Source organism: Collinsella sp. HCP3S3_D1 (genome assembly GCF_052064015.1).
In the GTDB taxonomy this organism is placed as follows: domain Bacteria; phylum Actinomycetota; class Coriobacteriia; order Coriobacteriales; family Coriobacteriaceae; genus Collinsella.
Window position 1 is genome coordinate 16865 of sequence record NZ_JBQHWK010000016.1, and the last position, 26660, is coordinate 43524.

The 26660-nt window shown below is 55.1% G+C and carries 21 protein-coding genes and 2 tRNA genes; 11 read left to right on the plus strand and 12 right to left on the minus strand.

What is annotated here, in order from left to right; all coding sequences use genetic code 11:
• Positions 1-32: 32 nt before the first annotated feature.
• The 3 genes from ACTNDJ_RS06590 to ACTNDJ_RS06600 all read right to left on the minus strand — a co-directional run bounded on the left by ACTNDJ_RS06590 (position 33) and on the right by ACTNDJ_RS06600 (position 4273).
• The gene (locus ACTNDJ_RS06590) at positions 33-1187 is read right to left on the minus strand and encodes a double zinc ribbon domain-containing protein (protein ID WP_441063111.1); all 1155 of its coding nucleotides are present in this window, start codon (positions 1185-1187) and stop codon (positions 33-35) included.
• A gap of 215 nt (positions 1188-1402) precedes the next feature.
• Positions 1403-4120: an HAD-IC family P-type ATPase gene (locus ACTNDJ_RS06595; protein ID WP_441083455.1), complete on the minus strand. Its 2718-nt coding sequence runs from the start codon at positions 4118-4120 to the stop codon at positions 1403-1405.
• A 76-nt stretch (positions 4121-4196) separates the two neighbouring features.
• Positions 4197-4273 (minus strand) — tRNA-Arg (locus ACTNDJ_RS06600).
• A 203-nt stretch (positions 4274-4476) separates the two neighbouring features.
• On the opposite strand from ACTNDJ_RS06600, the gene aroF reads away from it, so the two are divergent.
• From aroF to glf, 9 genes are all read left to right on the plus strand, one after another.
• Positions 4477-5499: a 3-deoxy-7-phosphoheptulonate synthase gene (aroF, locus tag ACTNDJ_RS06605; RefSeq protein WP_427794404.1), complete on the plus strand. Its 1023-nt coding sequence runs from the start codon at positions 4477-4479 to the stop codon at positions 5497-5499.
• 3 nt (positions 5500-5502) lie between these two features.
• Positions 5503-6417 carry a prephenate dehydrogenase gene (locus ACTNDJ_RS06610; RefSeq protein WP_441083456.1) on the plus strand — a complete coding sequence of 305 codons (915 nt, stop codon included), beginning with the start codon at positions 5503-5505 and terminating at the stop codon, positions 6415-6417.
• Between the two features lie 36 nt (positions 6418-6453).
• Positions 6454-7560 (plus strand): 3-dehydroquinate synthase, encoded by a 1107-nt coding sequence (gene aroB, locus ACTNDJ_RS06615; protein ID WP_441083457.1) that lies wholly within the window; start codon positions 6454-6456, stop codon positions 7558-7560.
• Positions 7554-8873, plus strand: a complete 1320-nt coding sequence (gene aroA, locus ACTNDJ_RS06620) for a 3-phosphoshikimate 1-carboxyvinyltransferase (protein ID WP_427794801.1) — start codon at positions 7554-7556, stop codon at positions 8871-8873. Before aroB ends, aroA begins: the two co-directional genes overlap by 7 nt.
• Position 8874: 1 nt before the next feature.
• Positions 8875-9972: a chorismate synthase gene (gene aroC, locus ACTNDJ_RS06625; RefSeq protein ID WP_441083458.1), complete on the plus strand. Its 1098-nt coding sequence runs from the start codon at positions 8875-8877 to the stop codon at positions 9970-9972.
• 169 nt (positions 9973-10141) lie between these two features.
• Positions 10142-11287: a prephenate dehydratase gene (pheA, locus tag ACTNDJ_RS06630; protein WP_441083459.1), complete on the plus strand. Its 1146-nt coding sequence runs from the start codon at positions 10142-10144 to the stop codon at positions 11285-11287.
• Positions 11288-12526 (plus strand): shikimate kinase, encoded by a 1239-nt coding sequence (locus ACTNDJ_RS06635; RefSeq protein ID WP_441083460.1) that lies wholly within the window; start codon positions 11288-11290, stop codon positions 12524-12526.
• A gap of 100 nt (positions 12527-12626) precedes the next feature.
• Positions 12627-13064, plus strand: coding sequence for a type II 3-dehydroquinate dehydratase (aroQ, locus tag ACTNDJ_RS06640; RefSeq protein WP_441083461.1), 438 nt, complete (start codon positions 12627-12629; stop codon positions 13062-13064).
• A gap of 78 nt (positions 13065-13142) precedes the next feature.
• On the plus strand, positions 13143-14267 hold the full coding sequence (glf, locus tag ACTNDJ_RS06645) for a UDP-galactopyranose mutase (RefSeq protein WP_441083462.1): 1125 nt from the start codon (positions 13143-13145) through the stop codon (positions 14265-14267).
• Positions 14268-14419: 152 nt separating this feature from the next.
• Here glf and ACTNDJ_RS06650 read toward each other — a convergent pair.
• From ACTNDJ_RS06650 to ACTNDJ_RS06660, 3 genes are all read right to left on the minus strand, one after another.
• A tRNA-Arg gene (locus tag ACTNDJ_RS06650) sits at positions 14420-14496 on the minus strand.
• A gap of 53 nt (positions 14497-14549) precedes the next feature.
• Positions 14550-15317 carry an ABC transporter ATP-binding protein gene (locus ACTNDJ_RS06655; RefSeq protein WP_117776189.1) on the minus strand — a complete coding sequence of 256 codons (768 nt, stop codon included), beginning with the start codon at positions 15315-15317 and terminating at the stop codon, positions 14550-14552.
• Between the two features lie 12 nt (positions 15318-15329).
• Positions 15330-16175 carry an ABC transporter permease gene (locus ACTNDJ_RS06660; RefSeq protein WP_441063101.1) on the minus strand — a complete coding sequence of 282 codons (846 nt, stop codon included), beginning with the start codon at positions 16173-16175 and terminating at the stop codon, positions 15330-15332.
• 161 nt (positions 16176-16336) lie between these two features.
• Here ACTNDJ_RS06660 and ACTNDJ_RS06665 point away from each other — a divergent pair, with 161 nt between their 5' ends.
• A complete protein-coding gene (locus ACTNDJ_RS06665) occupies positions 16337-17266 on the plus strand; it encodes a glycosyltransferase family 2 protein (RefSeq protein WP_441083463.1) in 930 nt (309 codons plus the stop codon).
• 31 nt (positions 17267-17297) lie between these two features.
• Here ACTNDJ_RS06665 and ACTNDJ_RS06670 read toward each other — a convergent pair whose 3' ends face one another.
• From ACTNDJ_RS06670 to ACTNDJ_RS06695, 6 genes are all read right to left on the minus strand, one after another.
• Positions 17298-19139: a hypothetical protein gene (locus tag ACTNDJ_RS06670; RefSeq protein ID WP_441083464.1), complete on the minus strand. Its 1842-nt coding sequence runs from the start codon at positions 19137-19139 to the stop codon at positions 17298-17300.
• Positions 19140-19171: 32 nt separating this feature from the next.
• Positions 19172-20359 carry a LicD family protein gene (locus tag ACTNDJ_RS06675; RefSeq protein ID WP_441083465.1) on the minus strand — a complete coding sequence of 396 codons (1188 nt, stop codon included), beginning with the start codon at positions 20357-20359 and terminating at the stop codon, positions 19172-19174.
• 99 nt (positions 20360-20458) lie between these two features.
• Complete coding sequence (locus ACTNDJ_RS06680) at positions 20459-22336, minus strand: glycosyltransferase (RefSeq protein WP_441083466.1); 1878 nt, start codon at positions 22334-22336, stop codon at positions 20459-20461.
• A gap of 34 nt (positions 22337-22370) precedes the next feature.
• Positions 22371-24419 carry a DUF6541 family protein gene (locus tag ACTNDJ_RS06685; RefSeq protein WP_441083467.1) on the minus strand — a complete coding sequence of 683 codons (2049 nt, stop codon included), beginning with the start codon at positions 24417-24419 and terminating at the stop codon, positions 22371-22373.
• 28 nt (positions 24420-24447) lie between these two features.
• Positions 24448-24771: a DUF2304 domain-containing protein gene (locus ACTNDJ_RS06690; RefSeq protein ID WP_441083468.1), complete on the minus strand. Its 324-nt coding sequence runs from the start codon at positions 24769-24771 to the stop codon at positions 24448-24450.
• A gap of 5 nt (positions 24772-24776) precedes the next feature.
• Positions 24777-25469, minus strand: a complete 693-nt coding sequence (locus ACTNDJ_RS06695; protein ID WP_441083469.1) for a glycosyltransferase family 2 protein — start codon at positions 25467-25469, stop codon at positions 24777-24779.
• A gap of 185 nt (positions 25470-25654) precedes the next feature.
• On the opposite strand from ACTNDJ_RS06695, the gene ACTNDJ_RS06700 reads away from it, so the two are divergent.
• The gene (locus tag ACTNDJ_RS06700) at positions 25655-26632 is read left to right on the plus strand and encodes a glycosyltransferase family 2 protein (RefSeq protein WP_441083470.1); all 978 of its coding nucleotides are present in this window, start codon (positions 25655-25657) and stop codon (positions 26630-26632) included.
• Positions 26633-26660: the final 28 nt, after the last annotated feature.

The window sequence follows — 26660 nt, forward strand, 5'->3', positions numbered from 1 at the left end:
GCACGCAGGTTATGCCGTCGGAGGGCAGCAAATTACGAACGCGGCTGCGGCTTCCAGGCGCTCACATTGGCATCGTACTGGTTAAGGGCGCTGTTGCCGCCCTGTGCGATGGGCGCCAAGATTTCACTCTGGCGTGCGCTCAGCGACTCGCCATCGGGAATGGACAGCGAGATATCCCAGCTCTGGCAGATCATGTCGACGCGCTCGTACATCCACTCGGCAAGCTGCTTGAGGTGCTCGATATCCTCCGCGTAGACGGTATCATCTTGCACCTTAAGGTTGTTGAGCTCGCCTTGGGTATTTTTGATCTGGTCGCGCAGGGCATAAGCGCTCTGCGACAGCTCCTGACGCGTGGAGAGCGGCGTGCGTAGGTACCCGCTGTTAAACGAGTCGACAACCTCGCCGATCTGATCATCGTCGCCATACGACACGATGGTCTGATACAGACCGTCGAGCTTGGTATAGAGCTGGTCGTCGGAAAGGACGGTCTCCTCCTGGACCACCTCGGCGGTATCGTCGGACTTGGCCTCTTCCTCGGTAGCCTCGCCCTTCTGGCGCGAGGGGAACGTCGTCTTGGCGGCCTGGCCAAACTGGTCGTAAAAGCCCGGCATAACGCCCATGGGGTCCGACGTCACAAACCAATAGGCACTGCCGCACACGGCAGCGAGCAACACGATGACGATGAGCGGCTTGGGAATACGGCGCTTGTGCTTGTGGTAGGCATCCTCGTCCGGATGCACCTTGCGCTTGGGTTTTTGATTTTTGGACTGAGCGTCGTCACGAAGGGACACCGGCAGCGGGATATCGACCTTGGGAATGCCAAAATCCTTGTCGAAAGCCGGCAGCACGCAGGTCTCATTGGGATCGGCGGCATCGGAAAGTACCGCGGCGGCAGAGGCCGGCGCATGGGGCACCTCGGTATCGATCTGCTCCTGCGTCAGGCGGGGAAAACCAGCCGTGCGCCCAGCAGCCAGGTCGGATGCGGCCGCATCCTCGGATAGAATGCCCGGGGCAGGGCGCCCGCACTTGGAACAGGTACGGTCATGAGGCGACAGACGGGCACCGCAGCCTTCGCAGAACACAAACTCGGTGTGCTCGGGGCCATCGCCCGGGCCAACATAGGCATTGCAATAGGGGCAGAACGAGGAGCCGTCCTCTATGGTCTTGAGACAATGCGGGCAAATCACGGCATCCTCTTTTCGGAATCATTCGAACCATCGAGGTTAGAGCATAACATCGCTACGCCCCTAAAGGTACAGGGCACCAATTCAACATCGCAGGGTAGCTAATTTGGGACGGGGCTTTTTTAGCTGCCCTGGCCGCCAATCGGCCAAATAGATCGCGTCATCAGCCGGGCAGCTAAAAAAGCCCCGTCCCAAATTAGCTACCCTGTGAGGTGCGGTTACTTTTTCTTTTTGCTCGGCATCGAGACCTTAATGCCCTGGGCGGACTTGGTCACACGCGAGCGCTTGACGCCCGCGCCCTTCTTTTTCTTGGGCTGGGTCTTTTCCACGCCCTCGAGCGCGCGGGCTTCGGCCTCGCGAGCGGTGCGACCTTCGCGGCGCTGCGCCATGTCGGCGGCGACGCGCTTGGCAAAACGCTCGGCCGTCGAGCCCGTCGAACTCACCTTGCCGCCACCGCGGCCCAAGCGAACGCGCACGCCGCGGCCAAAGCCAGTGGCGGCATGGCGGCGACGCGGCTTAAGTGAATCCATCATCGTGGCGAGTTTAAAGAACACGCTGCAAGTAAAGACCACAATCACCAGAAGGATAATTGCCTCGCCCATCGACAAGTTGGCGATAGACAGCAGCTCGGGGAATCCAATAACGCCCACCAAGATGCCGACGACGACAAATACAAAGAGCATCACGCGCAAGGGTGTGAGCGGCTGCGAGATACGCCAGATCAGGCTCACGCTTGCTGCGCACGACGTGAGAAGGCACATCGTCGACAGCGTGAGCTGGCTAAAGCCAAACACGCGCGCCACAAAGATATCGAGCGCCGCGGCCAAAATGACTGCAACCGATGCCGGCAACGCGCGCTTGAGCACGTTGGTCAAGAACGACCCCTTCACGCGGGCATTGTTGGGCTCAAGGCCCAGCACAAAGCCCGGCGCGCCGATGCAGAAGAAGTTAATGAGCGTCATCTGGATAGGCTCAAAGGGATACGGCGGCAGCGCGATGCACAGCGCCGCCAGGCCCATCGAAAACAGCGTCTTGGTCAGGAACAGCGAGGCCGAACGCTGCAGGTTGTTGATGGAGCGACGGCCCTCGGCCACCACGGCAGGCATCGAAGCAAAGTCGTTATCGACCAGCACGATCTCGGCCACGTTGCGTGCGGCGTCGGAACCGGCGGCCATGGCCACGGAGCAGTCCGCCTCTTTGAGTGCCAGCACATCGTTGACGCCGTCGCCCGTCATGGCAACGGTATGGCCGCGACGCTTGAGCGCCTGCACGAGCTCGCGCTTCTGCTGCGGGGTCACGCGGCCAAAGACGTGATAGCGGTCCACCGCCGCATCAATCTTGGACGGCGTATCGAGCGTCGTGGCGTCCACATAAGCGTCCGCCCCCGGCACGCCCACCACGCGCGCGATCGACGACACGGTACGAGGGTCGTCGCCGCTGATCACGTTAAGGGTCACGCCCTGCTCGTTAAAGTAGCCGATGGTCTCGGCGGCCGAAGTGCGAATCTCATCGCGAATGGTCACAAAGCCCACGGGCTCGGCCTCGCCCACCATATCGCCATCGGGCGTAAAGCCGTCCACACGGGCCACCACGAGCACGCGGCAGGTGTCGGCAAGCTCGGCCACACGATTTTCGACCTGCGCAAAGATACGCTCCGAAAGCACAAATTGCGCCGCGCCCATCACATAGGAGCCCTTCGCAAACGAGGCGCCGCTCCACTTTTTGGAGGACGAAAACGGAATGACCGACAGCGGCTCGGACACCTCGACCGGGCGGTCGGCGTAGTAGTTGAGCAGCGCCTGGCAGGTCTCATTGGCATCAGCCGAGGTCGCGCGCGCGACATTGGCAAGCGCAAAATCGAGCACGGTAGTATCGACGGGGACAGGTGCCTCGTCCGGGGCCAAGCCCACACCCTCAACGGGCAACGGATAGGTGCCCTCGACCTCCATGCGACCCGACGTGATAGTGCCCGTCTTGTCCAGGCACAGCACGTCGACGCGCGCGAGCGTCTCGATGCAATAGAGCTGTTGCGCGAGTACCTTGCGGCGCGCCAGGCGCACCGTCGCGATGGCAAGCACCGATGAGGTCAGCAGCACCAGGCCCTGCGGAATCATGCCCAAAAGAGCGCCCACCGTGGACAGCAGCGCCGACGAAGGCACGCGACCGGCCAGCAGCTCGGAAAAGCACCACGAAAGCGCGCTATCGCCCGGCGCGCCCGCGGCGTCCCACAACCCACTTACACTCGAGGCGAACAGAGCCAGACCGAGCGGAATCATGATGATGCTCGCAAAGCGCACGATGGCGTTGAGCGCGTTCATGATCTCGGAATTGACCTTTTTGACGTACTTGGCCTCGTTGTTGATCTTGGCCACATAGTTATCCGCACCAACATGGACCACGCGGGCACGCAACAGGCCCGAGTCGATAAAGCTGCCGCTCATGAGCTCGGAGCCAGGCTGCTTTTTGATGAGGTCGCTCTCGCCCGTCAGCAGACTTTCGTTAACGAGCGCCTCGCCCGATACCACCACGGCGTCGGCAGGTATCTGATCCCCGCGCCCCAGACGAATGATGTCGTCGAGCACGATCTGGTCCAAGTCGAGCTCCACCTCGGCACCATCGCGCACCGCGATGGCCTTCTTTGAAGTGAGGAGTGTGAGCTTGTCGACCATCTTCTTTGATCGCATGGACTGGATAACGCCAATGGCGGTATTGAGGAACACCACGAACAGGAACGTCAGGTTCTTAAACGATCCGGTCATAATGACCAAAATCGCTAAAACCACGTTGATCAGATTGAACAGCGTGCAGAGATTTTCGATGATAAGCTCACGAACCGATTTGGTCTTGAGCTCCATGTTGCGGTTGATCTTGCCGGCGGCAATGCGCTCCTCGACCTCGGCGGTCGAAAGCCCGCGCTCGATATCCGTCGTTGCCATACCACGTCCTATCACGTCGCGTCGGTATAAGAAAAACCGCCCGGACCATGCGAGGTTCGGACGGTCTTACGTTCGATGGTGCCCCATGTTGGATTCGAACCAACGGCCTTCTGCTCCGGAGGCAGACGCTCTAATCCCCTGAGCTAATAGGGCCAACGGCTGGTATTATACCCAAGTGCGCCACGAGCTAACAACATAATAGAAAAAGCTCTGCAATTACGTGGGAGACGAAGCGCAACGGCTCACTTTAGGACGCAAAAGTAAAATAATTAGTATAAACTCTCATGCACCATATGATACGGCTCGCACTGCGGGCCGTTTTTGCAACGGTTATCCATCGAGGTGAGAGGCACACCATGATTGCAATTTTAAAGCAGAGCGCCAGCGATGAGGCCATCGGCCACATCGTCAGCTGGATTGAGAAGAAGGGTCTCAAAACCGACGTATCGCGCGGCGAGAACGAGACCATCATCGGCCTGGTGGGCGATACGACCAAGATCGACCCGTTCCTGCTCGAGTCCATGGACGTCGTCGAGCGTGTGCAGCGCGTCTCCGAGCCGTTCAAGCGTGCCAACCGCAAGTTTCACCCCGAGGACTCCGTCATCGACTGCGGCCACGGCATCAAGATCGGCGGCGACCAGTTCCAGGTCATCGCCGGACCCTGTTCCGTCGAGGGCGAAAACCTCATTCGCATCGCCCGTCGCGTAAAGGCCGCCGGCGCCACCATGCTGCGTGGCGGTGCCTACAAGCCCCGCACCTCCCCTTACGCCTACCAGGGCATGGGCCCCGCCGGCCTGGACCTGCTATGCGAGGCATCGGCCGAGCTCGACATGCCGATCGTCACCGAGATCATGGACCCGCGCGACGTGCAGGTCTTCTTGGATAAGAAGATTGACGTCATGCAGATCGGCGCCCGCAACGCCCAGAACTTCCCCCTGCTCAAGGAGGTCGGCAAGACCCAGACCCCGATTCTGCTCAAGCGCGGCATGTCCGGCACGATCGACGAGCTGCTCATGGCTGCCGAGTACATCATGAGCGAGGGCAACGACAACGTTATCCTGTGCGAGCGCGGCATTCGCACCTTCGAGACCCGTACCCGTAACACCTTCGACCTCAACGCCGTGCCGGTGCTACACCACCTGTCGCACCTGCCCGTCGTGGCCGACCCCAGCCATGCCACCGGCTACACCCGCTACGTTGAACCCATGGCGCTCGCCGCGACCGCCTGCGGCGCCAACGGTCTGGAGATCGAGGTCCACGACGAGCCCAGCCGCGCGTGGTCCGACGGCGCCCAGGCCCTCACCCCCGACCAGTTCGACGACACCATGCGCCGTATCCGCGCCATCCGCGAGGTCGTCTGCCAAGAGACCATGGAGTAGCCCATGGGTACGGTGAGAAACGCGCGCGTTAACCAGGGCGGCCCCAAATGCGCCGGCATTGTGGGCCTGGGGCTGATCGGCGGCAGCTTTGCCCGCGGCTATGCGCAGGCGGGCGTCCGCGTGCTGGCCTGGGACCCCGACGATGACGTCATGACGGCCGCCAGCATGGGCACCGTCGCCGGCGAGCTCAACGACGAGACGCTCGGCGAGTGCGACATCATCGTGCTGGCCTGTTACCCCGAGGCCTGCATCGAGTGGCTCGAGACGCACGCCCAAGCGCTCGCCGACGCCACCGATACCGAGGCCATCATGGGGCCCGTGGTGATTGACACCGTGGGCGTGAAGGGCATCGTGTGCGAGCGTGCCTTCGAACTCGCCCGCGAGTACGGGTTTTACTTTGTGGGCGCGCACCCCATGGCGGGCACCCAGTACTCGGGCTACGCTCACTCCCGTGCCGACCTGTTCCAGGGCGCGCCACTCGTGCTCGTGCCGCCTGCAGTGGACGATGCGCTCAAGCTTGAGCTTTTAGGCCAGGTGCGCGAAATGGTGCGCCCCTTAGGGTTTGGCAAGTTCAGCGTGACCACCGCCGCCGAACACGACCGCGTGATCGCCTTTACGAGCCAGCTCGCGCACGTCGTCTCAAACGCCTACGTAAAGAGCCCGACCGCCCAGGTTCACCACGGTTTTTCGGCCGGTAGCTACCGCGACCTTACCCGCGTGGCGCACCTCAACCCGCAAATGTGGTCCGAGCTCATGATTGACGACGCCGACGCACTTGCCTTCGAGATCGACCATCTGATCGAGTCGCTTGGCGCCTACAGCCGTGCGCTCAAGGACCGCGACCAGCGCTATCTTGAGAATCTCCTTGCTGAGGGCGACCGCATCAAGCGCGCGCTCGACGACGAGGCCACCCACTAGACCACCTATCACGCCAGGTCGAAAGGACCAAAGCTTATGGCGATTACCATCGATATCGACACCGCGCGCCCCTACCAGGTGCACGTCGGCACGTTTTTGCTGGAGCAGGCGGGCCCGCTCGTCCGCGCCACCGCCGGCGGATCGCGCGCCGTCATTGTGACAGACACCAACGTGGGTCCGCTCTACCAAATGCCCGTTAAGCAGAGCCTGGAGGCTGCGGGCTATACGGTGAGTGTCTGCACCTTCGAGGCCGGCGAGGCCCACAAGCGCGCCGAGACCTACATTGCCATCCTGGAGTTTGTGGCCGAGCACGAGCTTTCGCGCTCCGACGTGATCGTGGCACTCGGCGGCGGTGTCGTAGGCGACGTGGCCGGCTTTGTGGCCGCTACCTACATGCGCGGCTGCAAGTTTGTGCAGATCCCCACGAGCCTGCTCGCTATGGTTGATTCATCGGTGGGCGGCAAGACGGCCATCGACCTAGCTGCCGGCAAAAACCTGGCCGGCGCCTTTTGGCAGCCGAGTGTTGTTATTGCCGACGTGGGGTGCCTCGCCACCCTCACGCCCGAGCAGTTCGCCGACGGTTGCGGAGAGGTCGTCAAACACGCCGTGATCGCCGACCCCGAGCTTTTCACCGAGTTGGAGAAGACCCCGCTCACGCTGGAGCTCCTCAACCGCGACGTTGCCCGTGTGGCGCTCATCATCGCCCGCAATATCGACATTAAACGCGCCGTGGTTGTCGCCGATGAGCGCGAGACCAACCAGCGCAAGCTGCTCAACTTTGGACACAGCGCCGGACACGCTGTCGAGGCCTGCGAGCACTTTGAGCTGGGACACGGCAACTGCGTGTCGATCGGCATGGGCATCATCACGCGCGCCGCAGCCCTGCACGGCATTTGCGACGCCGAGCTGCCCGGCCGCATCGAGGAGCTCTGCGCACGCCACGGTCTCAAGACCCGCTGCGAGCTTTCGGCCGACGCCATCTTTGCCGAGGCACTGCACGACAAAAAACGAGCCGGTGACACCATCGACTTGGTAATTCCGCACGGCATTGGCCGCTGCAGCATCGACCGCACGCCGCTTTCCGCCTTTCATGATTTAATTGCCGAGGGCCTCGGCCAGAAGGGAGACGCCTCCGCATGCTAGCCCGCATCACTCCGTCCCCACTCAAGGGCACCGTCCCCGCCATCGCATCCAAGTCGATGGCGCACCGCCTCATCATCTGCGCCGCCCTTGCCAACGGTGAGACGCATGTGACCTGCAACACCACCTGCGCCGATATCGAGGCCACGGTGCGCTGCCTCACGGCGCTCGGCGCCCGCATCGAGACCGTCGAGGATGGCTTCCAAGTCCATCCCACCATGAAGAGTATTGAGTTCGGCCTGCTCAAGGCACTTGCCGGCGGCACGCTCGACTGCGGCGAGAGCGGCTCCACGCTCCGCTTTATGCTGCCCGTCGCCTGCGCGCTGGGAGCAGAGGCCACGTTTGTGGGCCAGGGCCGTCTGGGCGCACGTCCCCTCTCCCCGCTCTCCGACGAGATCATCGCCGCCGGCTGCGACCTGCAGGGCCTGGGCGGCTTTCCGCTCAAGACAAGTGGCCGCATGCGCCCGGGCACATTTATCCTGCCGGGCAATGTGAGCTCGCAGTACATTTCCGGCTTGCTGCTGGCGGCCCCGCTGCTGGCCCAGCCCTCCTGCGTGCAGGTGACCGGCCTTATCGAGAGCCGTCCCTATATCAACCTGACCATCCAGGCCATGAAGGCCTTCGGCGTCGAGGTCAACGTCGAGCGTATCCCCGCCAAAAACGGCAAGCCCGAGGTCACAAACTTCCGCGTGAGCAGCGGCTCGTACCGCACGCCTGGCAACGTGGCTGTCGAGGGCGACTGGTCCAACGCCGCCTTTTGGCTGTGTGCCGGCGCCATCGGCTCCGACCCCATCACCGTCGAGGGTGTGTCACTCAGCTCGGCCCAGGGTGATCGCAACGTGCTTGCCGCGCTCTCGCGCTTTGGCGCCCGCATCGTGCGCTCCACCAACGCCGCCACCGTGCAGTCCGACAAGCTCGCCGGCTTTGAGATGAGTGCCCACGACATCCCCGACCTGGTGCCCGTTATCTCGGCCGTGGCCTCGCTGGCACAAGGCCGCACGTTCATCCGCGATTGTGCCCGCCTGCGCATCAAAGAATCCGACCGTCTTGCCACCACCACCCGCGAGCTCACCGCGCTGGGCGCGCAGGTGCGCATTGCCGGCGACGACCTCATCATCAAGGGTGTCGATGCCTTTACCGGCGGCGAGGTCGATTCGCACAACGACCATCGTATCGCCATGATGGCCGCCATCGCCGCGAGCCGTGCTACTGGCGAAGTTGTGATCCACGGCGCTGAGGCTGTCAACAAGTCCTATCCCGATTTCTTCGACCACTACCGCCTGCTGGGCGGCAAGGTCACGCTCGAGGAGGAGTAGCATGTCCTCGACCTTTGGCAACGTATTGCACTTAAGCATCTTCGGCCAGTCGCACTCCCCCGCCATCGGCTGCTCGCTCGACGGCATTCCGGCAGGTATCGCCGTTGACCAGGAGCAGCTGCAGGCCTTTTTGGACCGTCGCGCCCCCGGTCGCGACGAGACCGCGACCAAGCGCCGCGAGGCCGACACCGCGCACATCATTGCCGGCGTGGTCGATGGGCACACCACCGGCGCGCCCATAGCCGCGATTATCGAGAACACCAACACGCGCTCCAAGGACTATTCCGAGCTGCGCCGCAAGCCCCGCCCCGGGCACGCAGACTTTCCGGCGCGCGTGAAGTACCACAACATGCACGACGTCGCCGGCGGCGGGCATTTCTCCGGCCGCCTGACGGCACCCTTGTGCATCGCCGGCGGCATTGCGCTGCAGGCGCTCGAGGCCCGCGGCATCAAGGTGATGGCGCACGTCGCGCAGATCGGCGGCATCTCGGACCTGCCCATGGACGACATGGTCTATCGCGAGGCCGACCGCAAGGCGATTCTTGAGAACGACCTACCGTGCATCGACGCGGCGGCTGCCGGCCGTATGCGCGAGGAGATTCTCGCCGCACGCGACGAGCTTGATAGCATCGGCGGCATCGTGGAGTGCGGCATCTACGGCCTTCCCGCGGGCATCGGCGACCCCATGTTCGACGGCATCGAGAACCGCATCGCGCAAATCGCCTTTGGCATTCCCGCCGTAAAGGGCGTGGAGTTTGGTATGGGCTTTGCCGTGGCCGCCATGCGCGGCAGCGAGAACAACGATCCGTATCGCGTTGATGCCGAGACCGGCGAGATTGCGGTCGAGTCCAACAACGCCGGCGGCATCCTGGGCGGCATCTCCACCGGCGCACCCGTCATGTGGCGGATGGCCGTAAAGCCGACGCCCTCCATCGGTCGCGAGCAGCAGACCGTGGACATGGACGCCATGGAAAATGCGGAGCTCTCGGTCCACGGCCGCCACGACCCCTGCATCGTCCCGCGCGCCGTCCCCGTAGCCGAGGCAGCCGCGGCACTCGCCATCTGGGACGCCCTCCTCGAGGACGCCGCCCAGCTTTAGCCCACCCACCCCGAGGGTAGTTAATTTGGGACGGGGCTTTTTTAGCTACCCCCATATGCCAGTGAGTATTTGCCCCGGCACCCATCGATTCGCCGCCAGTCAAAGGGTAGCTAAAAAAGCCCCGTCCCAAATTAGCTACCCCAGGCAACGATTCACGAAAGGGGTCTCCATGGACCTTGCCGATATTCGCCAGGCCATCGACGGCATCGATACCACGCTCCTCAATAGCTTTATCGAGCGCATGGATATTGCCACCGAGGTCGCCAAATCAAAGATCGAGATGGGCAAGGCCGTCTTTGACCCCGCCCGCGAGCGCTCCAAACTCAACAACCTTGCCAGCCGAGCACCCGAGCGCTACGAGGCCCAGACCATTACCCTGTTCCGCCTTCTCATGAGCATGAGCAAGGCCGAGCAGCAGCGCTACATCAACGAGCTCAAGGGCATCACCGTGTCGCAAAAGGCCCATGCCACGGCAGCAGCCTTCGATACTCCCTTTCCCCAGACGGCCAGCGTTGCCTGCCAGGGCGTGGAAGGCGCCTACAGCCAGATAGCCGCGTGCAAGCTCTTCGACGTGCCCGATATTGCGTTCTTTGAGACCTTTGAGGGCGTTATGCGCGCCGTACGCGACGGCTTTTGCGAGTTTGGCGTGCTGCCCATCGAAAACTCAACCGCCGGCTCGGTCAACGTCGTCTACGACCTGCTCGCCCAGTTCGATTTCCACATCGTGCGCTCGCTGCGCCTCAAGATCGATCACAACCTGCTCGTCAAGCCCGGCACCAAGCTCGCCGACGTGCGCGAGGTCTACAGCCATGGCCAGGCCATCGCCCAGTGCGCCGGCTTTATCGAGGCCCACGGCCTGCACGCCACCAAGTACCCCAACACGGCCATGTCGGCCGAGATGGTCGCCAACTCCGATCGCACCGACGTCGCCGCCATCGCCTCGCGCAGCTGCGCCGCGCTGTATGGCCTCGAGGTGCTGGAGCCCAATATCCAGGACTCGGACAATAACTACACGCGCTTTGTCGTCATCAGCCGCGAGCCGCGCGTCTATCCCGGTGCCAACCGTACCTCGCTCATGATCACCACGGCCAATGAGCCGGGTGCCCTCTACCGCGTGCTCGAGCGCTTCTACGCGCTCAACATCAACCTCATCAAGCTCGAGAGCCGTCCCATCCCCGGGCACGACTTTGAGTTTATGTTCTACTTTGACCTGGACTGCCCCTTTGGCAGCAAGGCCCTCGATGACTTGCTCGACTCGATCGACGACGTGTGCGAAAGCTTCACTTACTTTGGCAGCTACACGGAGGTGCTCTAGATGACCGATACCGCTGCAACCCGCCCCTACGGCGTGCTGGGCCGCGTGCTGGGCCACAGCTACACCCCGACCATCTACAAAGAGCTCGCTGGGCTCGAGTACGTGCGATTTGAGCGCGAGCCCGAGGATCTCGAGGCCTTTATGACGGGTGACGAATGGGAAGGTACCAACGTGACCATCCCCTACAAGCGCGCCGTCATGGACTACCTGGACGAGCTGAGTCCGCTGGCCAAGCGCATGGGCAACGTCAACACCATCACGCGCCTACCCGACGGCCGCCTGCGCGGCGACAATACCGACTACTTTGGGTTTCAGTGCCTGGTCGAGGAGCTGGGCGTTGAGGTTGCCGGAAAGAAGGTCCTCGTCCTCGGTGCCACCGGCGGTGCCGGCACCACGGCCAGCATGGTGCTCGGTGACCTGGGCGCCGTCGTTGTGCCTGTCGGCCGCACGAGCGAGGTCAACTACGATAACATCGCACAGCAGTCCGGCGCGGCGCTGCTCGTCAACTGCACGCCCGCCGGCATGTTCCCTCACTGCCCCGACGCGCCTTGCACGCTCGAAGGGCTCGATGCGCTCGAGGGCGTCATCGACATTGTCTACAATCCCGCCCGCACGGGACTCATGCTCGAGGCCGAGCGCCGCGGCATCCCCTGCATCGGCGGCCTGCTGATGCTCGTGGCCCAAGCGGCACAGGCCGTCGAGCGCTACACCGGCCAGATTACACCGCGCGAGCGCATCCTGGGTGTGACGGAGCGCCTGTCCCGCCGCGAGCAGAACATCGCGCTCATCGGCATGCCGGGCTCGGGCAAGACCCGCGTGGGCGAGCAGATCGCCCAGCTCACGGGCCGCGAGCACATCGACTTGGACCGCGCGCTCGAGGAGCGTTTGGGCATGTCCTGCGCCGACTTTATCGTCGAGCGCGGCGAGGCAGCCTTCCGCGAGCAGGAGACGGCGGCGCTGGCCGACATCTCCAAGCGCAGGGGCCTGGTGCTCTCCACCGGCGGCGGCGTGGTCACACGCGACGAGAACTACCCGCTGCTGCACCAAAACAGCCAGATCGTGATGCTCAACCGCAAGCTCGACGAACTCGCCCACAAGGGCCGCCCCATCACTGCGCGCGACGGCATCGATAAGCTCGCCGAGCAGCGCATGCCGCGCTACCGCGCCTGGGCCGACTACATCATCGACTCACGCGACAGCGCCGCCAACACCGCCCAGGCCCTCCTCGACACCCTCTAAAACCTGCCAAAAAGGGACAGGTTTATTTTGGCAGGTTTTATCTGGGCAAACGCCGCAGACAGCAAGCCCCGCCACCAACCAGACCGCAAAGGAAACAACCATGAAAGCACTCGTCATCAACGGCCCCAACCTCAACATGCTCGGCATTCGCGAGCCGGGCATCTACGGCAGCGACAACTACGACCGCCTGGTCCAGATCTGCCAGGAGGCAAGCGCCGCACAAGGTTTTGACGAGGTCGAGGTCTTCCAGTCCAACCACGAGGGCAGCATCGTCGACAAGATCCAGGAGGCTTACGGCAAGGTCGACGGCATCGTCATCAACCCGGCGGCCTACACGCACACGAGCGTGGCGATTCTCGACGCCCTCAAAGCCGTCGCCATCCCCGCCGTTGAGGTCCACATTAGCGCCGTCGAGACCCGCGAAGACTTCCGCCAGGTAAGCTATGCGCGCCTGGCTTGCTTTGCCACCATCACCGGCGAGGGCCTGCAGGGGTATGCCCACGCGCTGGAGCTGCTGAGGGAGCGTCTGCTAGACTAATCTTTGAGACAAATGAGCCAGTGGCGTTTGCCCTGAATCATTTGTAACTGTCCAATTGCCATACAAAGGAGCATATCCATGTCCCAGTACGATTACCTCGTCGTCGGTGCCGGCCTTTCTGGTGCCGTCTTTGCCAATGCCGCCAAGCGCGCCGGCAAGTCGGTCCTGGTCATCGACCGCCGCGACCACATCGCCGGCAACATCTACACCGAGGACGTCGAGGGCATCCAGGTCCACCGCTACGGCGCGCATATCTTCCACACCTCCATGAAGGACGTCTGGGACTACGTCAACCGCTTCGCCGAGTTCAACAACTACGTCAACTCGCCGGTCGCCAACTTCCACGGCAACATGTACAACATGCCCTTTAACATGAACACCTTCGCCAAGATGTGGCCGGGCGTCGTCACGCCGGCAGACGCCAAGGCCAAGATCGCCGAGCAGGTGGCCGCCGAGAACATCGGCGAGCCGCAGAATCTTGAGGAGCAGGCGCTGTCGCTCGTCGGCCGCGACATCTTCGAGACGCTCGTGAAGGGCTACACCGAGAAGCAGTGGGGCCGCGACTGCCGCGACCTGCCCGCGAGCATCATCAAGCGCCTCCCCTGCCGCTTTACCTACGACAACAACTACTTCAACGATCGCTACCAGGGCATCCCCATGGGCGGCTACACCAAGATGGTCGCCAACATGCTCGAGGGGATCGAGGTCCGCTGCGGCGTGGAGTACAAGGAGCTGATCGCCTCCGAGCCCGATATCGCCGCCAAGACGATCTACTGCGGCCCCATCGACGCGTTCTACGACTTTAAGCTGGGCACGCTCGAGTACCGCAGCCTGCGCTTTGAGACCGAGACGCTCGACGAGCAGGACCACCAGGGCGTGGCCGTGGTCAACTATACCGAGCGCGAGATCCCCTACACGCGCATCATCGAGCACAAGCACTTTGAGTTCGGCACGCAGGACAAGACCGTCATCACGCGCGAGTACCCGGCCGACTGGAAGCCCGGCGACGAGCCCTACTACCCCATCAACGACGCCAAGAACGAGGCCCTCTACAAGCAGTACGAGGAGCTGGCGGCACAGGAGGGTGACGTGATCTTCGCCGGTCGCCTGGGCGGCTACAAGTACTACGACATGGACAAGGCCATCGCCGCCGCCTTCGAGCTCGTCCGCAACGAGCTGGGCGTGGAGCCGACGGAGGCGTAAGACCCCAACAGCCAAAGGCTGATAGCCATTCTGGGATGTAGAAAGTCCGGTGCAGCATCGCTGCATCGGACTTATTGTTGAGGGAGCACTGCACGCGCGCACGTGACAAAAAACAAAGACCCGGCATTAAACCGGGTCCTCAAAAAGTCACATGGTGCTCCATGGCGGATTCGAACCGTCGACCTTGGGATTAGAAGTCCCCTGCTCTATCCAACTGAGCTAATGGAGCATAAAGCCGCGCGACCAAGCGGGTACAAGTTCACACGGCTAATAAATTATAACCTACTTGAACTGGTCGTGGTACGCCTTGCAGACCTCATCCACGGGACCATCCATGCGTAGATCGCCTTTCTCAATCCATACAGCACGCTGACAAATACGCTCAACCTGCTCCATGGAGTGAGAAACGAATAAGACCGTGACGTCACCGCTCTCAATAAAGTGCTGAATACGACGCTCGCACTTCTGCTGGAAAAAGACATCGCCAACAGAAAGCGTCTCATCGACGATGAGGATATCGGGCTCGGTAATCGTAGCGATAGCAAAGGCAATGCGTGCGACCATACCCGAAGAGAAGTTCTTCAAGGGCATGTCAACGAAGTCTTTAAGCTCAGCGAACTCGATGATCTCGTCAAAACTAGCGTCGATAAACTCCTTGGTATAGCCAAGCAGCGCACCGTTCAGATAGATATTCTCACGCGCGGTAAGTTCCGGGTCAAAGCCGGCACCAAGCTCAATCAGCGGTGCAATATTGCCGTGAACCTTAACCTCGCCTTCGCTGGGCTCCAAAACGCCAGCGATAATCTTGAGCATCGTAGACTTGCCGGAACCGTTAGTACCAACAAGGCCAACGACCTCGCCGCGATGCACATCAAACGAAATGTGCTTAAGCGCACGGAATTCCTCAAAGAACAGCTCGTGCTTTGCGAGCTTAATAAAGTACTCCTTGAGGTTTGTAAGCGACTCCGACGCCATGTTAAAGATCATGGTGACGTCTTTGACCTCAACAGCAAGGGGCTGCTTGCTGTAATCAATAGCAGATTCAGTCATGAACAGCACTCCTTAGATGTAGAGAATAAACTTGTGCTCGGTCTTATGGAACACGGTATAGCCAATAGCAAGGGCAAGAACGGCCCAAACAACACACAGCCCAAAGGTAAGCGCAGAAGGCACGGTATTAAACAGGAAGATATCACGCATAAACTGGAGATAGTTGTACATGGGATTGACAACCACGAGCACCTGAATCCAATGTGCCATTTGGCTGATGTAATCGGTCGTCCAGAAAATAGGCGTCAGATACATCCAGGCCGTAATGACGACGGTCCACAGATGCATAACATCGCGGAAAAAGACCGCCAGCGCAGACAGCATCATGCCCAAGCCCATGCAGAAGCACATAAGCAACAGCAAGCAAACCGGCAGCAAAATTAAATGCCAGGTAGGAACCACACGGAAAAAGAGCATAACAAGGGCGACGGCAACCAAAGAGAAGGAAAAGTTGACAAGTGAGAACAGCACCTTCTGCACCGGGAACACCCAGCGATGGACCTTAACCTTCTTGAGTAGCGACGACGCCCAAATGATGGACATGAGTGCCTGGTTCGTCGACTCAGACATGACGGAGAACGTAATGTTACCGACAATCAGATACAACGGATACATTTCGGGCGTAATTGATCCATTGCGGCTCTGGCCAAAAATCGTCGAAAACACGATCGACATAACAACCATCATCAGCAGCGGGTTAAGCACGGACCACGCCACGCCCAGAACACTGCGACGATATTTGATTTTAAAATCTTTGGTGACAAGCTGCTTAAGAATGAACTTGTCCTTTTCAAAATCATTTTTAGCGTGAGAGGCCGGTTTAGCCACCGCTTTCTGACTCTCTACATTGTCAGCCACGGACCATCTCCTTGTCTCGTAAAACATAACATTGGAAAGTATAGCCCTCCCACGTTGACGATAACCCACCGCAACAAATCTGGAGAACTAACCCATATCTAATCAAAGGGGCAGGCGATAGGTATACTTTCGACCAGATGAGTCATTAAAGGAGGTCCTACATGGACTATTCGAATACCGCCGTCATAATCCCCTGTTACAACGAAGCGCTGACGATTGGCAAAGTTGTCGACGATTTTCATCGAGAGCTGCCCGGCGCAGTTGTCTATGTTTACGACAACAACTCGTCCGACGACACTTCGCAAATCGCCAAGCAGCACGGGGCTAAGGTGCGCCACGAGCCCAGGCAGGGCAAAGGTAACGTGTGCCGTCAAATGTTCCGCGATATCGATGCCGAGTGCTACTTAATGGTCGACGGCGACGATACATACCCCGCCGAAGCTGCCAAGTCACTCTGCAATCCCATCCTTAACGGCGAAGCAGATATGACCGTTGGCGATCGCCTATCAAACGGCACCTATGCCGAGGAGAATAAACGAGCCTTTCACGGCTTTGGCAACAACCTTGTTCGTGCCATGATCAAATGGATTTACGGCTACAGCTTTGACGACGTGATGACCGGCTACCGAGCCATGAGCAAGCCCTTCGTCAAGACCTTCCCCGTATTGAGCGAGGGCTTCCAGATCGAAACCGAGCTCTCCATCCACGCCGTCGATCACCGCTGGCGCATTCAGGACGTGCCGGTAGAGTATCGAGATCGGCCTGAGGGCTCTGAATCCAAACTCAATACGGTCAGCGACGGCATCAAAGTCATCGCAATGATCGGAACGCTCTTTAAAGACTATCGTCCGCTCAAGTTCTTTAGCCTTATCGCGCTCATCTTTGCCATCATAGGGCTCGCCCTCGGTATACCAATCGTCGCAGAGTACTTCCAGACCGGATTAGTCCCCCGCTTCCCCACCGCAATGCTCGCCGTCTCGTTCATGTTCCTATGCGGTCTTAGTCTGGCAACGGGGCTTATCCTCGACTCGGTTGCGAAGGTCGAAAGAAAGCAATGGGAGCTACAAGCCTATAAAACCTATTCAAAATAAGATGAGGTCCGGACTTAATCCGGACCTCATCTTATTTAAGACCCAAGTACTCTTCCCAGAACTCTCGAGAAGCCATGTACGGCATGGCATCTTTCCATGTCCTCCTGACGCTCTTGCCTTCTTTGCGATAGCGCGCCATCAGTTCGTGCTCTCGACGGCGAATACTCTTGAACCGCGCTCGGTCCATCGTGCGAACCGATCCTTTCTCGCGGGTCGGATCAAGAAAGACCAGCGTCTTGCAGCGCGTCGAGTTGCCCTCAAGCGTACAGCTGCCGTTCTTTACTACATAGCCAGCTTTCCCGCGCAACAGCGCATCGGGAAGATAGTGCTTGTCGTAAGGAATAGATCTCCAATACTTCATAAACTTTGAAGGACGGAATTCCAGATTAACATTAGCGAGCACTTGCTCCGTAACCCCAGCATTACGAAGAAGCTCTGGATCCATTTGGGAAACAGGAATCAGCTTTTCGTTTAACTTACCCTTGCCGATCATCGTAACGGCACCATCAAGCTTCTGGAGATACTCAGGGCCACGCAGATAATCCTCAAAGCCATCGAGAATAAACTCGGCAGCCTGATAGTCCATATCGCGCAAGTTCTGACGTACCCCTCGCTGAATACGAAGGACAAACATCTTCTCATCAGCACAATCATCAAGAGCAATCATGGCAAAGAAGTTGCGGAAGTACTGGTAGCAATCCACCGAAGCCCTGAAACGCCCCTCAAAGCTTGCGTGCCACACGCAAATGCAATTCATAGTCATATAGACAGGCTTATTGCGCATGCCAAACTCAACGTCGTCACAGCGGATAAAGAAAGGCATGGGAAGACCGTTCTTTTCGATAGCTTTCACAGGGATGCAGCTATACCACCAAGCTCCGTAGGCTTGTTCAACCTCAACGCTCATGCGTTCATTTTCGAGGATGTCAGCCAGCTTGCCAACATTCAGATCCCCTTTTACGCGACGATAGGCACCAGTAGTCGCCACATACGAGACATCCTCGAACTGGCGAATAGGATTCTCCATCGAAAGCATGGCGCCATTAATAAAGGCATCCTTATATTTTCCCTTAGTAAGAGAAAGAAGGTTGAACGTGCGAATCAAGCTCTCGGGCATGATGGAGACATCGTCATCCATCAAGATGATATGGGTGAACTGACCTGGAGTTTCGGTAGCCGCCATCATTCCACGTGCGAATCCTCCCGAACCGCCTGTGTTGGGGTTCGGGAGCACGGTGACCAGATCATCGGAAAGCGACGCAGCATCGAGCGTCTGGCCATTGTCGACGACAAACATGTGGAAGTGGTCGCGAATCGGACCATCCTCTTTAGAGATGCCGGTTTTAACAAGCTCAATGTTTGGAAGAATATATCGTTCATTCTTAAATGTAGTAGTAGAAAGAGCAAGATTGATCGGGTTAATTGAGCCCTCAGAAACATCCGTCAGGTAGGAAGCGCTCAAAAGGTCAACGGAATAGCCCTCGTCGCTCTCAATCCAAAAACCGATCAAGTCGTAGCCGGTTGTATCGATATCGATATCGAGAACGCAAGGATCAAGTTTATCGCCATCAAAAGGATGCGATTTAAGCTCGACAGGATTCAGCTCGCCAGACCTCACTCCATGAACGACAACCCGTCCTCTGCCAAATAAAGCCATATGCAAGACGACGCCGTCAACAGACGCATATTGATGCCATTTACATGCAGATAGGCCATTTACATACGTCAGAAAGTCAACGTTTCCATTGATATGAAGTGAATGAATGTTGTCATCATACGAAGCATCGCCGGAGAGCACGCGATAGTAGAGTTCAGGAAAATACTTTGCATGCTTTTCAATTTTAAGTACAACATTCGCAAGTTTAAACTGCATTTTAAATACCTTAATCAAAGCCGTTGTAACTACTAATTACATTCGTCAACAAACCTTGCCATCGCGGAGCGAACATCGGGATCGGACAAAACATCCTTTGCAAAATGATCATGCCCGCAGATGTCCATAGGCATGTAAGGCCATCCAGGATAACAGGCGTCAGCGACCTTTTCCGCTTTCGCAGGAACCGAAAAAGAGAAACCGCCAAACGGATGCTTTCTTACGGGAAGAATATCGTTGCGATCCCAAATTATTTTACGCTTAGGGGCATCAAAAACGTTATCAATCGCGTATGCAAAATCGCCATGAGGCTCATCAGTCAACAAACCAAGTGCATGAGCCTTTTCGTTATACGAATCGAAAACACCCTGAACAAGATCAATATCCGCAGAAGAAATAACAGCTCTCTGAGCCTCCAAGTCAACATCCCCGCACTGCACACTAAGACCGCTGTCAGGGTGGACCATCCAAGGATTATCTTTCCAAAAACTAAACTCACCCTCATTTTGGTCAAAGAAATCCATAAGTTCAATTCTGAGTTGCCTAAGCTGATTGTTCGCGCGCTTAGAATTCTCGGCAGCCCAGTCATAAATCGAAATGTCTACGAAACAAGGAATAAGCGGGTTAGTTGAACAAAAACGAACTTGACGGCACTTTACAAACCAGTCGTATACAAGAGTGATTTGATAATCAGGATCATCTTTTAAGGCGGCAGTGAGCTTATCCACATCGGACCTAATCATGCAGATATCAATATCGTCGTCCCAAGGAATAAACCCCGATCGAGACAAAGTCCCCACAAGAGAGCCATAAGAAAGCCAGTATTGGATATTATTGGCGGCGCAAATCGCGTCTAGCTTGCTCATCAACGCCGCATTTGCCTGCTGCATCAATCGAATATCACCCTCGGCATCAGGTAACGCATCAAAGATTTTGCAACGAAGCTCAAAGGGCGTGAGATCGGGGTATGCACGCCGAGCCAGCAATTCAAAGCGAAGAGCCATCTGTTCCGATAGGCTTTGTTGGCGTTGCTTGAGCAATTCAATTTCTGGAAATAACCGAGTATCGAATTTGTAATTGATATTCATATTGATGCCGTTATCAGCCTGCTCGATACGCGAAAATACCTCGTCAAAACGGCGATCCATATCCTCATGCATGGCATGTAATGATCGGGATGAGCCGGGAAGAATCTTTTTTATATTTGAAAGCAAGGACATGACTTAACCTTCCCATCAACGAACAATGAAAGAAGCACAATTGCACTTATGATACAAAAGAATGAGTGGGTCCCACTTTGAAACCCACTCACACGAAGACTACTCAGACGCCTCTTTCAAATACTGTTTCCAAAAATCAATCGAAGTAAAGACATCTCTATACGAAGCGTATTCGGCATAAATCTTATCTTTGTTACGCTTGAATTCCTTCTCGGCTTTACGAAAACGAGTCCAAACCTCTTTGAATCGCTTCTTGTCCATATGTCTAATGGCACCCTTTTTATTAGGCATATCTACCACAATAAGCGTGTCAACATCCCTAATTTTACCAGCGGGATAGACCCATCCCGCAGCATCAATAACAGCAACCTTGTCTCTACGCTTTGCTGAATCATTAACGAAACGGTGACCATTAATGGTCAGATAATCCTTAAACGCCTGCAGCCTAGACCTGTCGCCCCCAAGACTCAAATTGCCAAAAGTTAACTGCGTCAAGTCGACGCCCAGCTCTAGCGCTTGAGGGACGAGTTGCTCGATGGGAATCAATTGTTCCCTTTCACGATTTGCCGCCATAAAGCGAGCTTCAGCAACCGGATGAGAAATCCACTCTGGGCCTCTCAAAAAATCTTCAAGGCCCTTTACAGCAAGAAGAGCGTCATCGTAGTCAAATTTCTTCAGGTCTAGTTCGACCTCACGACGAATCTCATAAAGAAAATCAGCAAGGGGAGCAACGCCGGTCGTCGCTTGGCTAATCAGCGTATTTCGGCTCACCTGATAACGCTCCACAGCGGCACTGTACTTAAACTTAAAAGAATTATGCCAAACGCAAATACCATTCATGGACATGAACCTAGGCTTACAGCGAAGCGCGTACTCGGCGTCATCCGAACGAACAAATAAAGGCAAAGGCAGCCCCTCGCGCTCAATCGTTGCGGTAGGTATAACGCAATACCACCAGCCAGCATACTGTTGGGCAGTGTCCTCATAAAGGCCAGTTGGGGCCTTATATATCTCGGTCTCAACCACATCATGAAGTGAAGTCATATAGCCTTCAGGCTTAAGGGGAGAAAAAGTTCCCTTAGCAGTAAAGAACCCCAAATCCTCGGTACGCAAATTGAGCTCTTCCAAGCTCATCATTGCGCCCGATAAAAAGGCGTTAACATATTCTTCTTTGAGAAGAGAAAGCAGATTGAACGTACGGATAAAGCTCTCGGGAAGAACCTCAACATCGTCGTCCATCAGGAGAACATGAGTCGCTTTAGGATTCTGTTCCAGCGCCTCGATCATGCCACGAGCAAACCCACCGGAACCGCCGACATTTGGATTAGGATGAATCGAAATACGATCCGATCCAGAGTTGCAGTCTAAGGATCTGCCGTTGTCGACAACATGGACATGAAAATGTTCCGAAATTGGCTCTTTACTAGAAAGAATCCCCTCTTTAATGAGATTTAGATTGTTAAGGACGTACTGTTCTTTTTTAAATGTCGTAATAGCAAGAGCTAATTCGACTGGATGAATGCAGCAAGGATCAACATCCACATAATAATAGGCATCATCAAGCGTCAAATCGCCGGAACTTTCAATGCTGAAGGAATGTAGTGTTTCACCAGTCTGCTCGGTAATTTCGATATCAACGGAAGCCCAAACATCAGAAGAAGAGAAGCTGCGATTGGAGTCCGGAACAACACGGGAGCTCCAATCAAGATTACCAACGGTCCTCTGCTGAAATTCAAAACCGGCACCCCGATATTTGAAATGAAGATAAAAAGACCCAGCATTCGAGTACTCTTTCCACTTCATTATAGAAAGAGAATTAAAATAAGTGGAAAAATCAACCCAAGAAGAACCAAGCAATCTCAGAGAAGATGGAGAATCAGAAATCGCCCTACCGGCTAGCTCTCTAAAAGAGAGGGTCGGGAATTGATCAAACGCCTGGTTACCACTGAAGATGAGATTCGCCAACTTAAACTGCATGAGGCTCCAATTTCAATTGATACTAAAACAATAATTACTCTAAATCGATGCGATACAGCCTAGAATGCCCCGATTTTTTTAATAGTGTAAACCCAGGAGTCTTATCGTTAATCTCCTCGATACCATCCCAGTCATCCGGGTTATACGTAAAAACATGACCTCTTGATTTACAATTATCGGAATCGAGCAATAGTACATAATGGGCACCGGTTACCTTAACGGCCTGCCTCATCTCGGAATCCGACCCAATCTTATAGAGTCCATGCCTTATGACCCTACTGGCGATGGACTCGTTGGGGTCATTCTCGGGAGAGCTGTTTAAAGAGCGATAGTACACCTGAATATCAGAAGACCCGTAAAGAAAAGCTGATCCGTCATAGGGCGAATTTAAAACAACGGAATCACCCACAATCTCCTTTACAGACGATGCAAATTCAAGCTCTTTCGCATTTAATTCCTCTGGGTTGTACATGTCATAGTCTCGTTTGATTACATTCCTTGTTTTGCCAAAAACCATTTCAACGTTAAGGAAGCCCGGAATCTGAAATGAAGGATAGAAAACAGCCGTAACAAAAAGCACGACAAATATAGCGGAATAAAGTCGATTGAACGATCCGGCAGACATATGCTTGCTGTCAAGAATTCTCTTTCTTAGCTCAACGAAAACAATCGAAGAACCAAAGACCGCCAACGGAAACGCGGCAAGCGTGCACAACGTAGCTGTTCTATATGGATCAGCATACCAAAATCCAGCAAACCACGGTTTAAATACTGCCTCTGTAGCACCTGTGGAGAAATGAATGGCTAACGCAAGAAAATAAGAAACAGATATCCAGCGAAGCTCAACGCGCTGCAGGGTATAAAACAGTCCCACAATGACGAATAAACCAAGAACAAGATTACTGGGAGAATCCGGAGAGTACGACTGGCAGAGGAAATTGACCAACATTTGCGAAGCCGACGTATAGTGACTCCAGCTAACGCCAACAACTCCTTGCATCATGGGTAAATTATATGCAACGATCCAAGCGGCAACAAAGCAGACCACTAGGCCAACCGCAGCTGAAAACGACTTAAGCGGAGTGAGATTTTTCGCAATGCAAAAGCTATACAACCTTGCAGCCGCGTATGGAAGCAGCAAAACGCCAACAGAGAAAACCCCATTAGGTTGAAGCAAAAATAGGTCGAACAATCCGAAAAGAAATAAAAAGGCCAACAAAACTCTGTTTTGGATAGACAGACCTTCGCCCTTAGTTAGGCTCATGAATACGGAACAAACTGAGCATACAAGACAAAAAGCGGCAAGATTTGAATATAGGACACCGAAGGTAAGCAGCCTCCACGGGAACGCATATGCAGAAATGCAAATTAAAGCTCCCAGTGCGAGACAAGTCTTTTTTTCAGTAATGACACTCATCAACGCAAAGCAGCTCATTGGAAATACGAAAGCAACAAGCGAGAAATTAACTGCATTGATAGCGACAGCAGCGCTAATAGAAAGAAGATTGCTCACCAGCGCGCAGATTACGTGCCATGCAGCGGGGTAAAACCCAGCTCCAGTGGAACCATATCCAGGAACGGTTGGGTAAACGCTTATTCCCGCAGGAGAATAGCAGCCAGTGGTTGCAAGAGCATGAATCTCATTGAGATGATACGAATTGTCTATCGACACTGAAAAAAACTCAGGCGAACCGAGAACGGACACAAAGACATAGATAGCAGCAATAAACCCAACGATCAGGTACAGGACTTGATAGAAACCAGCGTCTTTAGTATTCAAATAACCAGAACAGGACCCTACGGGCATCTGAGTAGATCCCACAAGGCGCCAGACAAAAGATGCAACGAAAACCAAAATCGGAATCGCTAGTTCAAGGCAGATGAAAACCCACACATTTACAGAGTGAAGAAATACCGAAGTAATAACACCGGTCACACAAGTAATGAAAATAGAAACGATTGGAGCAATTGCCAATTTTGACAACCGAATACTCTTAAAAGGGGAAAGTAAAAGGTACCCAGGAAAAAACAGCAGAAAAGAGGCCACTGCAATTGCGCCAGTAAATGAAATCCAAGTGCTCATACACAATCCTATTGCCTAAAAGAAGGTGTTATTTATCTAATGCGACCGCCTGAACAAGAGAATTCAAGCGTTCCTCCAACTTAGCCAAGCGCAGGGAATTGCAGAAATCGCGCACTACGAGAACAGCAATCACGTATAAAAACACTAAGTTCGAAGGTGAAACAAAACCAAAGAGAGATGAAATAGCGGTTGCTATTTCGGGAAAAATGCCTAAAATTACGAAACTTAAGCTAAATAATAGCCAAAACAAGGAATCCAGAGCTTGCATCTGGGACTTCTTAAGCTTTCGGGCAACAAAAATCAAAACAATAGCAGCGCTGACGATCAGCAACACGCGAAGCGATATAGACACAGCAATCACCTAAACCACTGAACAATAAGAAGCGTTACAAATACCCGGAGCATATACTGTATGGACTTAACCGGATTTAAGTAGCTCTCCCCACCTTGGCGTTCACGCATGGAAACCTGGACCTCGGAGACCGAATATCCTTGTTTTAAAAATAAGGCGATTGATTCTGGCTCGGGATTAAGAGTGTTGTCGTAATAATACCTTTCGAGCACAGGGCGACTAAACAGCCTAAATCCGGATGTAGGATCACTGATGCGATGGCCAGTCAGCGCCTTAATCAAAACAGTAATCATGCGAGAACCAACCATACGCATCGATTTGTCTTTGCGAACAGTCAGAAACCTAGAACCGATAACGATATCGGAACCAGTTTTTTCCGCCTTCTCAACAAGGGCAGCCAAATACTCCGGACGATGTTGCCCGTCAGCATCAAATTGAATCATATAGTCATAACCATGGTCGACGGCATATCGAGCCGCGGTCTGAAAGCCAACAGTCAGGCCGCAGTTAATAGGCATCGTAATGACATTACAGCCCAACGAATCACAAATCTCGCCCGTTCGATCCCGAGAACCGTCGTTGATAATAATGAAGTCAAACTCTGGCGCAATCGAACGGAGCTCTTTTACCGTGCCTTCAATGCACTCCTCTTCGTTATATGCAGGAATAGCAATAAGCACATTCGATTTAGACGACAATCGAGCACCATTCTCTCGTGGTAAATCAGTAGAACCTGAACAGCCATTCAATATATCTTATGAGTAGCTGAACCATATGATTATTATATATTCACTCATATCGCATTGGCATATAGGATAGGAAACAAACGAGCATACCCCTATACATGCAAAATCGTGTTTTACCATAGAGACAAGGAATCCAAATGAAAGTGACAGTTATCGTCCCAGTCTATAACGTTGAAAAGTATCTTGGTCGTTGTCTCGACAGTCTCGTCAACCAAACTTTTTCTGATTATAAAGTGCTTTGCGTTAACGACTGCAGTCCTGATAACAGCTGCGATATTCTCTCGAGGTATCAAGAAAAGTTTCCATCTAAGATTCAAGTTCTAAACAATGAGCGCAATTTAGGTCTTGGTCGAACAAGAGAAAGAGCTCTCAAACATGTTGATAGCGAATATGTTCTCTTTGTAGATAGCGATGACTATGTCGCCCCCAACTACATCGAAACGTATCTTCAAGCAGCCGAAGATGGCGACTACGACATCATCGCAGGAGGTTTCATAAGGGATATTGATGGCAAACTGAAAAGGCATCGCATATCAAACAGCGTATGGAGTACGACGACCTATGCAATTGCATGCGCAAAACTCTTTAAAAAGTCCTTTATCGAAGAAAACAAACTGGGCTTTACCGGTGTCCCTTGCGGTGAGGATATCTACTTTAGCCTCTGCGCCTTTTACTGCAACGCGAAAGTGAAAATCATTCCATACGAGGGCTATTATTACTACTTCAACCGCCAATCCATCACCGGTTCAATGAACTACAAGAAAAATCATGAGCAAATCATGGCGGAAATGTTTGATCTTTTCCTTCAGAGCCACGATCTCTCAAAACTACCGAAAAGCAGATTCGATGTTATTGAATACACCTATTTAGCAAACATGATCAATGCCTTGGTTGTTTTTAATAAGGGTTGCGGACCAAAGCTAATGAAATCAAAGTATGCTTTTGTGTTTTCACATGCCAGAAGGAATTTCCCGAACTATCTAAAAAATCCTCACATAGGTATTCTAAAACCAAAAGGCCAGACATTAAAAATTCGCCTAGGTGTAGGGGTGATGCTGGGATTGCAGAAGTTACACCTTGACTGGCCTGCATACTACATTATTTCTAAGCTGTAATTACCCCTAATAGCAACAGCCTCTTAAC

Bases quoted from the DNA above. Each gene is read 5' to 3' on its own strand.
- aroF (WP_427794404.1), top strand. From the start codon at position 4,477: ATGATTGCAATTTTAAAGCAGAGCGCCAGCGATGAGGCCATCGGCCAC.
- ACTNDJ_RS06670 (WP_441083464.1), bottom strand. From the start codon at position 19,139: ATGCAGTTTAAACTTGCGAATGTTGTACTTAAAATTGAAAAGCATGCA.
- aroQ (WP_441083461.1), top strand. From the start codon at position 12,627: ATGAAAGCACTCGTCATCAACGGCCCCAACCTCAACATGCTCGGCATT.
- ACTNDJ_RS06635 (WP_441083460.1), top strand. From the start codon at position 11,288: ATGACCGATACCGCTGCAACCCGCCCCTACGGCGTGCTGGGCCGCGTG.
- glf (WP_441083462.1), top strand. From the start codon at position 13,143: ATGTCCCAGTACGATTACCTCGTCGTCGGTGCCGGCCTTTCTGGTGCC.
- ACTNDJ_RS06685 (WP_441083467.1), bottom strand. From the start codon at position 24,419: ATGAGCACTTGGATTTCATTTACTGGCGCAATTGCAGTGGCCTCTTTT.
- aroA (WP_427794801.1), top strand. From the start codon at position 7,554: ATGCTAGCCCGCATCACTCCGTCCCCACTCAAGGGCACCGTCCCCGCC.
- ACTNDJ_RS06700 (WP_441083470.1), top strand. From the start codon at position 25,655: ATGAAAGTGACAGTTATCGTCCCAGTCTATAACGTTGAAAAGTATCTT.
- ACTNDJ_RS06655 (WP_117776189.1), bottom strand. From the start codon at position 15,317: ATGACTGAATCTGCTATTGATTACAGCAAGCAGCCCCTTGCTGTTGAG.
- ACTNDJ_RS06665 (WP_441083463.1), top strand. From the start codon at position 16,337: ATGGACTATTCGAATACCGCCGTCATAATCCCCTGTTACAACGAAGCG.
- ACTNDJ_RS06680 (WP_441083466.1), bottom strand. From the start codon at position 22,336: ATGCAGTTTAAGTTGGCGAATCTCATCTTCAGTGGTAACCAGGCGTTT.
- ACTNDJ_RS06675 (WP_441083465.1), bottom strand. From the start codon at position 20,359: ATGTCCTTGCTTTCAAATATAAAAAAGATTCTTCCCGGCTCATCCCGA.
- aroB (WP_441083457.1), top strand. From the start codon at position 6,454: ATGGCGATTACCATCGATATCGACACCGCGCGCCCCTACCAGGTGCAC.
- aroC (WP_441083458.1), top strand. From the start codon at position 8,875: ATGTCCTCGACCTTTGGCAACGTATTGCACTTAAGCATCTTCGGCCAG.
- ACTNDJ_RS06610 (WP_441083456.1), top strand. From the start codon at position 5,503: ATGGGTACGGTGAGAAACGCGCGCGTTAACCAGGGCGGCCCCAAATGC.
- ACTNDJ_RS06595 (WP_441083455.1), bottom strand. From the start codon at position 4,120: ATGGCAACGACGGATATCGAGCGCGGGCTTTCGACCGCCGAGGTCGAG.
- pheA (WP_441083459.1), top strand. From the start codon at position 10,142: ATGGACCTTGCCGATATTCGCCAGGCCATCGACGGCATCGATACCACG.